Source organism: uncultured Gimesia sp. (assembly GCF_937910335.1).
Taxonomy (GTDB): Bacteria; Planctomycetota; Planctomycetia; order Planctomycetales; family Planctomycetaceae; genus Gimesia.
The window spans coordinates 1-13,814 of the sequence record NZ_CALEMX010000394.1 but is presented as its reverse complement, the minus strand read 5'-3'; the positions used below and the strand labels follow the sequence as shown (position 1 = coordinate 13,814).

Here is a 13,814-nt window from a genome sequence, read left to right as displayed (position 1 = left end):
AATTCCATAGGATCATCCGGTAAAACTTCTCGAGTAGCGGGGTGAATTTTGGGGCCGACTGGTTTGTTGGAATTGTCCATATTCAGTCCTTTTCTTCTTGTTGGTCTTGTTGTCGGGAAGAGACCAGCTGAGCTGCTCGTGGAAACAAAATGTTGTTTTCTTTATGAATGTGCTGGTGCAGATCCAGTTCCAACTGTTGGAGTCCTTCGAGGAATGCACAATATGAAGTGCAGGCATCTTCAGGAACAGAGTATGTATTTGTTAACTCGCGTAATCTGGAGAGTAAATTACCAGCCTGGTTATGTTCGTGTACCATCATATTAATCGGATTTTGCATGGTTCCGAATGGAAATGACAGGGTCTGTGTGGCTTCTTCCTGCAGGCGAATTGCGGGAAAGAGAATCCGTTCTTCTTTCATCATGTGCGGATTCAGTTCATCGCACAGGTTTCGATAAACCGATTCCACCTCTCGTAATTCAGGATGAGTATCGCCGTGCGCTTCGCGGACTTTCGATGCCAGCTGACAGAGGGACGGCAGCGTGTTTTTTAGATACACATGGTGTGTAGACTCAATGTGATCACAAAGGTCAGACAAGCGAGCGGTTGACCAGTCTGTGGTTGAATTTTCTTTGTCAGTCATTCTCCTTGCTTGACTCAATTTATCCAGGAGCAACTCGGGTTCAACGCCGACTGCGTGACACGCATCTGAGAGTGTTTTGTTCCCTCCACAGCAATAGTCAACCTGAAGTTCTTCCAGGAAGAGAATCAATTCCGGGTGATCTATCACCCATTGTCCCACGGGTGATTCATTTGTCAGAGGTTTCATAATGGTTTCATCCCATGGTAATTTTAATCGTTAATTTGTACGAAGCCGCCCAATAAATACTGATCGTTTTGTGGCGTTTTTTCACCGGGACTGAAGCCGGACTCAGCCGGCTGCCAGACGCCTTCTCCTCCCAAGCCTCCATCTTCTGCTTTGGTGATACTGATGATCGTTTCCTTTGGAACCGTGTTGATAGCGTGGTTGTCGACATCAAAACCGAACTTGAAGCCCATGCCTCCCGTTTTCTTATGAAACAAGGTGTCGGTCTGGTGCATTGGCATCATCCAATTGCGTGTGATACTTTGATGCGAGCCGTAACGATAACTGGCCTGGTAGCCAGTTTCTGTGACCAAAGCCCGACCATCGGGGCGCGTTTCATGGGCCTTGACACTGCGTTCACTGGCGATCCAACCGGTATGTTTCATGATCGTAAAGTTATAGGGCAACCCCGGATTCACTTTCACACGCACCATGCAGCGGAAGGCCTTGTGTCGTGGTCCTGTGTCATCTTTCCAACCTACATAAGGGCGATCCAGTTTGTTCGCATCAACCCAGACGTAATCCCCTTCGTTCAGGCCCTGGTCTTTCGCCGCTTGCGGATTCATTTGGATTTGTCGATCTGCCACACCTGGAGCCCGTTTGTCGGTCCGGTGCGGGTCGCCGAAGTTATCGCTCCAAAGCCAGTGCCAGTCGACAGTCGCCCATGATGAGTGCGTTGAATGACGACTCTTGGGTGTGCAGCAGAAGAATTGGTAACCTTGTTTCCAGAGAGGGTTGACGGTTTTCTTGACTTCGTCCCACGACATTTTGATGTTTCGTACCTGTCTTAAGTCGGCATCGGTTGTGTTATGGTCGATTCCAAAATCGACAGGACGGACAAAGGGACTGGTGGAGACAATGACATTAGGCAGATAGGGTGTTGCTTCAACTCCTTCACGATGGACAATCAGATTCTCGCCGTATTCGATCGCTTCCGGAAGGTCACAATAACTATGTAACCGACCACTGTCTGTGTAGAACGGAATGGAATCGTGTATTTGTTCCCAGAATGGTACCCGCGGATACGTTCGGAACAGCATCAGTGCGGCGCCTGGTTCGCCGCCGTATTCGCCAGCAATCATTTTGTCAACATTGTAGGGGCCATCCGTTCCGCGCGTCGTAGTGGAATTATCGAATACCCGTTGAATGTAAACCTTTGCTTTGCGTTCGGTGATGAATTTGAAGTAGTCCGAAAATCGTTTGTCTCCCGTTTTTTTTGCCAGCGCATCGCCGACTTTGGCGAAAACCATTCCATCATCAACCGTGTCATGAACCGGCTTAATGCCCCCTTTCCAAACTTGCAGGAACGGGTTGGAGCAGGAACCACCGCATTCGTAGTCCTCCATTTCGACCCACGAATTGACTGGTAAGACGACATCAGAGTATTCCGCGCTTCCGGTCCATTCAATTTGCTGATCCACGATCATATCGACCTTGGGGAGTACATTGGCGATGATATTGTAAACCCATTTGGCCTGGTTGATAAAATTCGCATTGTTGTACCAGATCACTTTTGTAGGAGTGGGCATGTGTGTCTCACCCGTGAAGCAGCGTTGTTGGCCATCGGGTAAATCAACGGTGAGTGTTTTCTCGCCGCAGGCCCAGTAGGAGGGGTCTTCCGTATCAGTCGTATGCCGCAAATTTTCCGGAGTGATACGTTGATTTTCGTCTAGTACGGGGTGGAATGGATCTTCGTGTGTGTAGCTACCCACTCCGGGACCGCTCCAGGGTGATGCTTGAAATAAGGCGCCTTTATAGTTGCCTGCCCAAGTGTAGGAACCGGCTCCGTGTTTGCCGATGTTGCCGGTAAGCATGACCGGCAGATAACAGGCACGGTTATGCAGCGTGGCGTGGAAGTAATGATTTACTCCCTCGCCGATATGAATTGCTACAGGATGCCCGGCTTCCGTTGTCTCCCAGATGTCTGTTGCCAGGCGACGAACAAGATGTGCGGGCGCCCCTGAAAGTTCTTCGACCATTTTTTCGTCGTAGTCTTTAAGGTGACGTCGATACATCTCGAGAATGGGCATGACTTTTGCCTCGCTCCCATCAGCTAGTTTTACCTTGAACGTTCCCTCCAGTGCTGCTGTGATCTGCATGTTATTGCCGACCTCATCTCGCGAAACAAATGCGACGGATTTTGTATCATTATCCCAGACGCAGAAATCGCCAATCTTTTGACGCTGTTCATCTTTGAGTCCCTGTATTTTATAAGAAGGACCGGCAGAGATGTCTTTGGGCTGATAGTCTGCCTGTATGTCCTGTGGTCGCAAGCGCTGTAAGGTGTCTGTACGAACCAATAATGGAAAGTCAGTAAATTGACGACAGAACTCCGGTTTGTACCAATCATTGTCGAGCATGATTTTCGTCACACCCAATAACACAGCCAGATCAGACAGACCGGGCCGAACTGATATCCAATAGTTTGACTTTGTTGCGGGACAGTTATATTCGGGCGCAATGTCTACAATTTTAGCGCCCCGCTCCATACACTCATTCAACCAGTGCGATTCGGGCATCTTGTTTTCGACCAGGTTTTTTCCAATCTGTATAATGAGTTTACAGAACCGCATATCGTTGAAATCCATGTCGGCCGCTTGCAATCCATGCACAAACGGATGTCCCGGTGCTTGATCGCCGCGCCACGTGTATTCGTTCCAATCACGGGCGCCACGGGCTTCTTCTGCTGGTACAGCGCGGACATGGTGATCGAGCAATCCGAGTAAATTTGCGAAGCGGTAAATTCCGAATTTGCCTACGACACCATGGAGCGGCAGGTTCGAACCAATCTTCACGACCCTGGTTCCGGCACCTTCGACTTTGTCGATCATGCGTTGTTCGTAGCCATCTTTTTGCAGTCGCGTGACACCCTTATTACCGCTATAAGTTCCTGAGATCGCGTGTAAGCCTTCGGCGATGTAGCGTGAGACTTCGTCCCAGGAAACGCGCACGTAACTGTCATTTCCACGATCATCAAACATAAATTTGGTTCTGAGTTCAGGAGTATCAGACAGAGAGGGGCAACCGGCATCGACCCAATCTTTCCAACCTTTACGGAGCACTGGGCCTTTTAGCCGATAGGGTCCGTAGACTCGACGCTGCATCGTATAGCCTTTGGCACAACCACGCGGGTTCCAGGACTTGGTTGCCTTGTTACCGTACAGATCGCCATATCGATCGTGATCGTAATTTTGTTCGCTACGAATGATGACACCATTGCGAACGAAAGCCCGGAGCCGACACATGTGGGTGTCGTTGGGAGCACAAACCCAGGTAAACGAACTGTCGTACTTGAACTGGTCTAGAAAGATTTTTTCCCAATCGCGGTTCGGATACTCACCCAGTGGGTTTTCAACGTTGACCGGATCGAATGCCCAAGACTGCGGACCCGCCATGAGAAACGCGCTTCCCGTGGTTGAACACAGTTTTAAAAAGCGGCGTCTTGAAATATCCATGATCAAGTTCCTTCGTCTGTGGTAGTGTCTCAAAGTCGATGGTTATTTTTCCAATTTCAAGTCGTGCCACATCGTTATTAATTTTTTGCCATCACGGTCCTGCTGGGAACCATCCCATACGGCAAATGCGATCGAGACATTATCTCCCGGTTTCAGTCCGATACCCTCGGATGTCGAATTGACAGCCAGGGTTCGTGTCATCATGACCGTTCGTCGTTCTGCAGCGTAGATGCCTTGTGCTTTGACAATCTGGCTTTTAGGGATTCGAAAAGTGACACTCCCGGGGCCGTTTGTCGTAAGTGAGGAAGCACCAGTCCCACCCGATTTGGGAAAGTTGGGATTACCGCTGGCACGCGCGGGAAGCGAAATCCTGGGTTGATTGGCTGTTTGTGTGCCGACGCGATCAAACTCGGGGTCGGTTACCACTTTTTCATTGAACGGATATCGGTCGACGACAGTATTAGGATACACGTCCTTGATGGTTATGGGGTTACCCTGGTGATCGGCGTCCCAGAACCAGATGTCTATGGGCGATTTTTTATTGCCCATTCCTACGAAGGGTTCTTCGTTTCCACGATAAAGTTCTAATGCGACAGCATCTTTAAACGATTCATTCCGCGCTGAATGGCGATCTTCGGTTTTATCTTGCCACGAGATGCGTATCGCAATATTTTTTCCGTCATGGAGTGCTTGTATCTGCAGATCGGGATCAGAGTTGTCTCTCCACCAGAGTGGCAGCATGTTTAAACGAACCGATTCCGAAGCTGACCAGCCAGAATCCGTTGCGGTTTGAGGGAGCCGGTGAACGGCAGTTGCGGTAAGTTGTTGTCGTTTCAGAATGGAACGTTGTCTTTGCTCTTCGTTAGACAGTGATAAGGTGAAATGGACTAAATCAATCATTTCCTGTGGTTTGAGGGCTGTTTCTGAGCTTGGCATGGGAGTGCCCGGCATGCCATAGGCAATCCTTCTGTAGAGGGAGGCTACGTCATGCCCCCCTTTGAAAATCCCTCTGGTAAGGTCGCGGGGACGCGTGGGGTATCCATCATCATCCACCATTTTTTGCAGTCCATCTCCCACTGCGGTGTCACCATGACATTTGTTGCAACCTTTTTTCAAATAGAGTATTTTTCCCCGCGCGATCGCTGCTTCGTCTGATGCGTCAATATGTGGCACTTCTCTGGTGGGACCAACTGTTGTACGTAGTTGAATAAATTCTTCAATTTCCTGTTGCACGTCTTCAGCGGCGATTTCCTCGTCAGTCAATTCCTCTTCTTCCTTCAAGGCGAGGATGTATCGATTGCGAAGTCCGTCCTGAAAGAGTCGCTGAACTTCTTCCACCAGGGCTTTAAGTTCTCCCTCTTTCAAATGAGCAAAAGGTGGCATCGCAGAGCCGGGCATGCCACGGTGCAGGATGGCCTCCAGGTCTTCCTTTGAGGGGACGCGATTTTTTGTACTCACCAACCGAAATTTGCCAGTGGTGAAATTTCGAGGTTTCGGAAAGAGAAAGGGGGCTGCAATCCCTTTCCCATCACCAGACTGACCATGGCAAGCAGCGCAGTGCTGTTTATAGAGTTTCTTTCCGATGTCTGCTGAGGCAACATGCTTTATCAGAACTGGTACAGATAGGGAGAAGGCAACTGCGTCCTCTTTGGATGAGCTATTATTGTCTGCCTTATTGTTGACAGTTGAATTCTCACTCGTTGTCGTCGATGGAGATGGAGCTGGTTGTGCCGGATGCGAGTTTCGACTGCAACCCCCTGTGCTTAGGGGGGAAAATCCAACAGCCATTATTATGAAAGACGTGAATTTCAAGCGGTTAGTAAATTGTGCTATGTGGTTGAGGAGCATGTCTCGTGATCCTTCCAACTTAGCCTGTCGGCATTCTCATTTTGGTGTCGTTTCAACAACTCACTTACAATGAAACGGCTATCAAGTTCTAATCATTCCAATCGATGTTTACTTCGAAGACTCTTTTATGTTGTCTGACTAATAATGTACTCGCCTCTTATTTGGATATCAAGGTCCAGTTTGTTTACGATAAGACACAACAGCGGAAAACGCTGACTTTGTTAAGCAACGGCTATTCGACTCAAGTTATGTTTCGCTTGGCCATCGACCAAAGCCATTTCTCACTGGCGCCCCGTTTTCGACCTTGTCTGTTTTCTTGCACGCTAACGCCATATCGCTACTTCATAGGTCGATGTCCTGCAAACAAAGATATGTTTTGCTCTCTCGTCTTGTTTATCAAAAATATTTATTATTTTTGATAATGAGCGGAAGATATTGACGGCGCGTTCGTTCTCTCTGCAGGAGAGGGAATTCTGTGATGGCCATCGGATTTCTAATGTTGCAGGCAGATGTTTCTCTGTCTTCAGAACGTGTTTTTTGAATCTTTTCAGAAAGAGAATCTGTTATGAAAACCAACTTATTACGAAGTGAAAATCTGTCGCGTCGCAAACGATTATTCAGTTGTTTGGCGCTCATTGGTGGTCTGGTTATGGGTGCGCAGTTGATTGAACCGACAACCGCCGATGCTGGCTATCGCTATCCCAGTTATCGTTCATCGAGAGGGTACAACCAATGTTATAGTGGATATCGTCAACCCTATCGAAATTCCTATCAGCAATCTTATCGAGGTGGATACTCGAATGGATCTCGGTATTCGGGATATCGAAACAGTTACAGATCGAATTCCAACTATCATTACCGTTCCAATAATCGTGGCTATTACGGCCGCTATTAAACAGGGGGATTCAGCGTTCACCTGTTCTGGATCGGTTGAGCCAGGGCAGGTGATTTTTTCAGCAGAATCAGGAACATATAAGCGAATATCTATCCTTGATTGTTCTTTGAATGTCAATTACGATACGGTCTCAAACTCTGGTATTTCAAACGCATTTGGAGTTCTGTATGACGACCGTGTTCAAACGAATCAGTTTGATGACAATCCTGCTGTTCTGCTTTGCTAGTTCCGTTATTGCTGCCGGGGCAGACAAGCCGGCGAATTTGACATACGAAGAACATATTCGACCGATCTTCCGGGCACATTGTTTTGATTGCCATGGAGCCACCGAAGAGATGAAAGGGGGGCTCGACTTACGTCTGGTTCGATTTCTGATCAAGGGAGGAGAATCGGGTGAAGCCATTATTCCGGGCAAACCTGCAGAGAGTAATTTGATAAACCGCTTGGAGAGTGGTGAAATGCCGCCGGGCGAAGCGCGTGTCCCTCAAGCGGAGATAGAGATTCTCAAGCGCTGGATTGCGACGGGAGCGAAAACGAGTCGTCCGGAGCCTGAGACGATTGGTCCCGGATTGGGAATTACTCCGGAAGAGCGGGCTTATTGGGCATTTCAGCCGATCAAACGACCAGAGGTTTCAGCGGAGTTCAAAAAAAATCCGACGGTTCGCACGCCCTTTGATGCACTATTATTGAAAGCCATGCCTGACGGGTTGGCTTTTTCACCTGATGCTGAGAAGCTGACTTTGATCAAGAGGGTGTATTTTGATCTATTGGGACTGCCCCCGAATCCCGAAGAGCTACAGCGTGTGATGGCAAACGGTTCTGACGACTGGTATGAATCGTTATTGGACGAGCTGTTGAAGTCTCAACATTACGGCGAACGTTGGGCACGGCACTGGCTGGATATTGCTGGCTATGCGGATTCCGAAGGCTACACGGTGAAAGATGATGTACGTCCCTGGTCCTGGAAATACCGCGATTATGTTATTAAGTCATTGAATGATGGGAAACCTTTCGATCAATTTATTATTGAGCAACTTGCCGGGGATGAACTGGTTGGCAAGCGCGAAGGGGATCTGACTGCACGACAAATTGAACTTTTGACGGCGACCGGTTTTTTACGGATGGCCGCTGATGGAACGGGCAGTGGTAGTAATACTCCCGCGGCGCGCAATCAGGTGATCACTGACACGATGAAGATTGTGGGTTCCTCGTTATTAGGCTTAAGTGTTGCCTGTGCCCAATGCCATGACCATCGCTATGATCCGATTCCGCAAGCCGATTATTTCGCGCTGCGTGCTATTTTTGAGCCTACTTTCGATTGGCAAAAATGGCAGACACCACAGCAGCGTCGCGTTTCGCTTTACACGGCTGCCGACCGGGCGAAAGCAGCGGCAGTGGAAGAAGAAGTGAAAAAAGTAGTGACTGTAAAAAATGAAAAACGAGTCAAGTACATGGCTGAGGCTCTTGAAATCGAGTTGAAGAAATATGAGCAACCGTTACGAGACCAGTTGAAAGGTGCTTATCAGACTCCGGTCAAGAAACGAACGGCTGAGCAAGTTGCTTTGTTAAAGAAAAACCCGAGTGTCAATATTTCAACGGGTGTGCTTTATCAATACTTGCCGAAGGCCGCTGAAGAGCTGAAAAACTTCGATAAACAAATTGCTGAGATCAGAAAGAAGAAGCCGGTAGAAGAATTCTTGCGAGTTGCAGTTGAGCCTGCCAATCATGTGCCCGTCACAAAGTTATTTCATCGTGGTGATTACCGGCAACCAAAACAAGTGATCAAGCCGGCTGCCTTATCTGTCGTTTCGCCGGAAGGTCAACGCCATGAGCTGGCGCTTAACGATGGCAAATTGCCTACAACGGGTCGCCGTCTGGGATATGCCCGTTGGTTGACGAGCGGCAAACATCCTCTGGTAGCTCGCGTTTTGGTCAATCGGATCTGGATGCATCATTTCGGTCGTGCGATTGTGGGGACACCCGGTGAATTTGGGAAGCTCGGCTCCAATCCAACGCATCGGGAGTTACTGGACTGGCTGGCCGATGAATTCGTGCAACAGGGCTGGGATCTGAAAAAGTTGCATCGCACGATAATGCTCTCAACGGCGTACCGTCAGGCGGGGGCGCACGATCCGAGTAAAGAATCGATTGATGCTGAAAACCATTACTATTGGCGAAAGCCCATTGTTCGAATCGAAGCCGAGACTTTACGTGACCGGATGCTGTCTGTTTCCGGTGTGCTTGACCGTAAGTTGTACGGTGCTCCTGTGGCGATTAAAGAAGATGATTTCGGTCAAGTTGTGGTTTCAGGTGAGCAACTGCGTCGTAGTTTATATATTCAGGCGCGGCGTAGCCAGCCCGTGGGAATGCTGCAAACATTCGATGCCCCTGTAATGGAAACGAATTGCGAACGTCGTTCAAATTCGACGGTTGCTACACAATCTCTCATGTTGATGAATGGTAGTTTCATCCTTTCGCAATCTGCCAAGTTGGCCGACCGAATTAATCGTGAGGCCCCTGAACTGAAACCCGAAGAACTTGCAGCGCTGCCTGCAATTTCCGTCTCAGAAAAACCCGTATGGAGTTTTGGATATGGCGAGGTTGATCAAAAGACTTTGAAGATAAATAAGTTTACAGCATTACCTCATTGGACCGGTTCTGGTTGGCAGGGAGGGCCTAAACTTCCTGACGCGAAACTGGGTTGGGTGACTTTGCATGCCAATGGAGGACATCCGGCAAGAAAATATGCGGGCATCAAGCGTTGGACTGCACCGGCTACGGGGATGTTGTCAATCACTGGTAAGCTGCAACATGGGACGAAAAATGGAAATGGTGTACGCGGACTGATTCAATCCAGTCGAACTGGTCTGGCCGGGAAGTGGATTGCCTATAATGGAGTCGCGGAAACCAAAGTGATGAAGTTGGCTGTAGAGCAGGGCGATCAGATTGATTTCATTAGTGATTGTAATGGAGATGTCGGTTTCGATTCCTTTACATGGAGTGTTCAATTGACTCTTGAACGTGAGAAAGGTCCCGCATTCAAGTGGGATTCTAAAACTGGATTTCATGGACCGGAACCAGTCCAAAAACAGAGTCTGCCTGCACAAGCTTCTTACGCCTTTGAGCTGGCGCTTTGTCGAAAGCCGACGCCGGATGAATTGAAGCTGGTAGTCGGTTTTATGGGGAACCAACTGGCATATTTGCAACAACATCCGGAACAGATGCCTAAGGGAGTGACACATGCTCAACAGACGATTACGAATTTGTGTCAGGCCCTCATGAGTTCAAACGAGTTTTTATATGTTGATTGAATCTGTTTGAAGCCCCTTAAAATGAATCTTATAGTTAAGAGTAATCGGAAGAAAAACTTAATCCAGGTATGATTGATCATGATGCATTTTAGTAGAAGACAATTTCTGGCTGACAACGCAATGGGAATTGGTACAGTGGCGCTGGCCTGGTTACTGAAGCAGGACAACCTGCTTGCCCGGCCTAAGAGTGTTCAAGTCAAACCGCCTTCTTTTGACCTGACACCGAAAACGTCACAGTTCGTTCCGCAAGCCAAAGCGATGATTTCGCTGTTTCAGCATGGTGGTCCAGCGCATATGGATCTGACCGATCCCAAGCCGGAGCTGACCAAATACAGCGGCACCGATTTCAAAGACGAGGTTCAATATAGTTTTGTCAAGAATGCCAGTAAAAAACTGCTGGGTAGCCCTTGGAAATTTCAGAAACATGGTGAGTGTGGAACGGAGTTATCTGAACTGCTTCCTGGTTTGGGAGAAATCGTTGATGATGTTTGTCTGATTCGATCGATGCATACGGGAGCGAATGGGCACGAAGTTTCTATCCGTTACTTTCATGGTGGGATTCCCGGAGTGGTTGGCCGACCGAATCTTGGTTCGTGGCTGGTTTACGGGTTAGGGACCGAGTCTCAGGACTTGCCCGCTTACATGGTGCTGACAGATCCGGGTGGACTTCCCGTTGATGGAGTGACGAACTGGTCGAACGGTTTTATGCCTTCTTTGTTTCAAGGAACCGTTCTGCGTCCAAAAGAACCACGTATTTTGAATCTGGATGCGCCTGCTCATTTACGCGGTTCTCTACAAGCACAAAATCTGGAATTATTACAGGAGTTGAATCGTAAACATTTCGAACAGCATCCTCATGAATCCGATTTAGAAGCGCGGATATCAAGCTATGAGCTTGCAGCCCGCATGCAGACTTCCGCCCGTGAGGCACTTGACCTTGCCCAGGAAACAAAAGCAACGCAAGATCTGTACGGCCTTAATAATCCAAAAACACGCGAGTACGGTACGCGGTGTCTGATATCCCGTCGTTTAGTGGAACGGGGTGTGCGGTTTGTGCAACTGTTTCATAACGGTCAACCCTGGGATAATCATAGTAGTATTACTACCGGCTTGCCTGCGATCTGTGGGCGGACCGATCAGCCTTCTGCTGCTCTTGTGAAAGACTTGAAGCAACGGGGCATGCTCGAATCAACGTTGGTTCATTGGGGGGGAGAAATCGGACGACTTCCTGTGACGCAAAGCCATGGCGATGCCAAGAAAGCCGGTCGCGATCACAATGGGCAGGGCTTTAGTATCTGGCTGGCGGGAGGCGGGATTAAAGGGGGCATGGCTTACGGTAAAACGGATGAATTTGGGCATCGTGCTGTCGAAAATGTTGTCACTCCGAATGATTTTCAGGCAACCATTATGAGACTTTTCGGTCTCGATTATAAGCAGCTTCTCTATCATCATAACGGCCAGGAGCAAATCATTACCAACGGGCGTCCTGCAAAAGTCGTTTCCGCGATTCTGGAAAGTCCTTCCGAAAAACTGAGTTAGGATTGCTCAATCGACTCAGTTTAACCTGCGCCATGAGCGGCGGATGATAACGGTGCGAAAGTGCTGAGCGCTTCGATCCTACATTTCACTTTGTTCAGATGGAATTAGTGACCTCAAACTGAACATTGCCTGGAGTGGCTCTGCTCAATAGGGATCAAGTTCACTCGAATTTACTTGACGCCTCCCGTTCCGTCTTTGCGAGTCGTAACGGTTTTTATCGCTCGAACACCGTGTGTTCCCTAAAAAATCCCTGATAGCAGTACTTTACCTCCACGCATGTTGCCTTTTAGCAACCTATTCTTTTGATGTGTAGAAAGCTACCTTCCTGTACTGAAGACAATCAGAATGATCTGATCAGGGTACATTTGGAGTCGTAGAATGGAAAATCTTATAGAACAAAAAGTCTGGTTTGATGGAAATGATTCTGTATCAAACGTCTCGGGCAAACCAATTTTTCCTGTCGGATATTTTTTGGTCGGTCTTGGTCTGTCAATTCTGATATTTATCGGCGATCTGATAGTCCCTCTTGGAGTGGCTTACGGCCTTATTTACTTATTGTTAGTAATCAGTACTCTTTGCTCTCCCCGTTGGGAATTAACCCTGAGTGCGGCGATTGTTGCCTCGATTCTTACTCTGGTGGGATTGGCATTATCTCCTAGCGGATTGTCTCTGTGGGTCGTTGTCACGAACCGCATATTGTCGCTGCTTGCAATCTGGGTGACAACAATTATCTGTTTGAAGCACAAGAAATCCGAGCAAGAAAAACTTCGTTCTGTTGCAAAGTTTGTAGCGATCCAGGAGCGGCAAAAGCAAGACTTCTCACACAATTCGATTCTAGATAACGTGGTCGATGCCATCATTACAATTACATCAGAAGGGTCTATTCACGCTATTAACTTAGCTGGAGAAAAGATTTTCGGCTATCAGGCTGAAGAAGTGATCGGTAAGAATGTCAAAATGCTCATGCCATCTCCTTATCGAGAGGAACATAATGGCTATCTGGCTCGCTATCTGACAACAGGCAAGGCGAAGATTATCGGCAGCGGTCGAGAGGTGGTAGGGCAGCGCAAGGATGGGACAACATTTCCTGTTCATCTTTCAGTGAGCCAGGTTTTCGTGGAAAAGGATGGTCAAGATCAAGAGATTCTGTTCACTGGAATCATTCGTGATTTAACTCAAGAAATGCATCAGAGACAACTCAATGCAGACTACGAGGGGCAGCTTGAAGCCATCGGTAAGTCTCAGATGGTAATTGAGTTCACGATGGACGGTACAATTATTAAAGCCAATGACAGGTTCCTGGAAACGATGGGTTATTCTTCGGAAGAAGTAAGTGGCCGTCACCATAGTTTCTTTGTTGAGCCGAGAGAGCGGTTAAACGAAGGGTACAAAATATTCTGGGAGAAACTTAAACAAGGTGAATATGTATCGGCAGAGTTGAAGCGTATTGGCAAGAATGGCAAGGAAGTCTGGTTACAGGCAACTTATAATCCTATTTTGGACTTGAACGGGAAACCGTGTAAGGTAGTCAAGTATTCTGTTGATGTCAGTAAGCGTGTTGCAAGCGAGCGTGCGTTAGTTGAAGTAAAGCTGGAATTGATCAAAGCCAAGCAAGCTGCTGAATTAGCAAACAAAACGAAGAGCGAATTTCTTGCCAACATGAGCCATGAAATTCGAACACCGATGACGGCAATTCTGGGATTTACTGACATTTTGCTTGGTAATGTTGTTGATCCCGATGACATCGAGTCTGTGCAGACAATCAAAAGAAATGGTGAAAGCCTCATCGGTTTAATTAATGACATTCTTGATCTCTCTAAAATAGAGGCAGGCAGGATGTCGCTAAATCTTAATGATTTTGATCTGGCCGTATTAATCAATGATCTGTCCGATATGTTTAAAGT

General features: G+C 47.9%; 7 protein-coding genes. 4 read left to right on the top strand and 3 right to left on the bottom strand.

Annotated elements, in window-relative coordinates; translation table 11 throughout:
* Window positions 1-82 precede the first annotated feature (82 nt).
* Genes ric through Q0668_RS15615 form a run of 3 tightly spaced genes read right to left on the bottom strand, consistent with a single transcriptional unit; the run spans window position 83 to window position 6,105 of the window.
* The gene (gene ric / locus Q0668_RS15625; RefSeq protein ID WP_298866327.1) at window positions 83-826 is read right to left on the bottom strand and encodes an iron-sulfur cluster repair di-iron protein; all 744 of its coding nucleotides are present in this window, start codon (window positions 824-826) and stop codon (window positions 83-85) included.
* A 23-nt stretch (window positions 827-849) separates the two neighbouring features.
* Complete coding sequence (locus tag Q0668_RS15620; RefSeq protein WP_298866325.1) at window positions 850-4,317, bottom strand: molybdopterin-dependent oxidoreductase; 3,468 nt, start codon at window positions 4,315-4,317, stop codon at window positions 850-852.
* 42 nt (window positions 4,318-4,359) lie between these two features.
* Window positions 4,360-6,105, bottom strand: coding sequence for an ethylbenzene dehydrogenase-related protein (locus tag Q0668_RS15615; protein WP_298866329.1), 1,746 nt, complete (start codon window positions 6,103-6,105; stop codon window positions 4,360-4,362).
* 625 nt (window positions 6,106-6,730) lie between these two features.
* Between Q0668_RS15615 and Q0668_RS15610 the strand changes: the two genes are divergently transcribed.
* The 4 genes from Q0668_RS15610 to Q0668_RS15595 all read left to right on the top strand — a co-directional run.
* The gene (locus tag Q0668_RS15610; protein ID WP_298866323.1) at window positions 6,731-7,060 is read left to right on the top strand and encodes a hypothetical protein; all 330 of its coding nucleotides are present in this window, start codon (window positions 6,731-6,733) and stop codon (window positions 7,058-7,060) included.
* A 167-nt stretch (window positions 7,061-7,227) separates the two neighbouring features.
* Complete coding sequence (locus Q0668_RS15605) at window positions 7,228-10,371, top strand: PSD1 and planctomycete cytochrome C domain-containing protein (protein WP_298866321.1); 3,144 nt, start codon at window positions 7,228-7,230, stop codon at window positions 10,369-10,371.
* Between the two features lie 78 nt (window positions 10,372-10,449).
* Window positions 10,450-11,910 (top strand): DUF1501 domain-containing protein, encoded by a 1,461-nt coding sequence (locus tag Q0668_RS15600; RefSeq protein WP_298866319.1) that lies wholly within the window; start codon window positions 10,450-10,452, stop codon window positions 11,908-11,910.
* 378 nt (window positions 11,911-12,288) lie between these two features.
* Window positions 12,289-13,814 (top strand): PAS domain S-box protein (locus tag Q0668_RS15595; RefSeq protein ID WP_298866317.1); only part of this gene is annotated, 1,526 nt, incomplete at its 3' end.

Bases quoted from the DNA above. Each gene is read 5' to 3' on its own strand.
- ric (WP_298866327.1), bottom strand. From the start codon at position 826: ATGAAACCTCTGACAAATGAATCACCCGTGGGACAATGGGTGATAGAT.
- Q0668_RS15620 (WP_298866325.1), bottom strand. From the start codon at position 4,317: ATGGATATTTCAAGACGCCGCTTTTTAAAACTGTGTTCAACCACGGGA.
- Q0668_RS15615 (WP_298866329.1), bottom strand. From the start codon at position 6,105: ATGGCTGTTGGATTTTCCCCCCTAAGCACAGGGGGTTGCAGTCGAAAC.
- Q0668_RS15610 (WP_298866323.1), top strand. From the start codon at position 6,731: ATGAAAACCAACTTATTACGAAGTGAAAATCTGTCGCGTCGCAAACGA.
- Q0668_RS15605 (WP_298866321.1), top strand. From the start codon at position 7,228: ATGACGACCGTGTTCAAACGAATCAGTTTGATGACAATCCTGCTGTTC.
- Q0668_RS15600 (WP_298866319.1), top strand. From the start codon at position 10,450: ATGATGCATTTTAGTAGAAGACAATTTCTGGCTGACAACGCAATGGGA.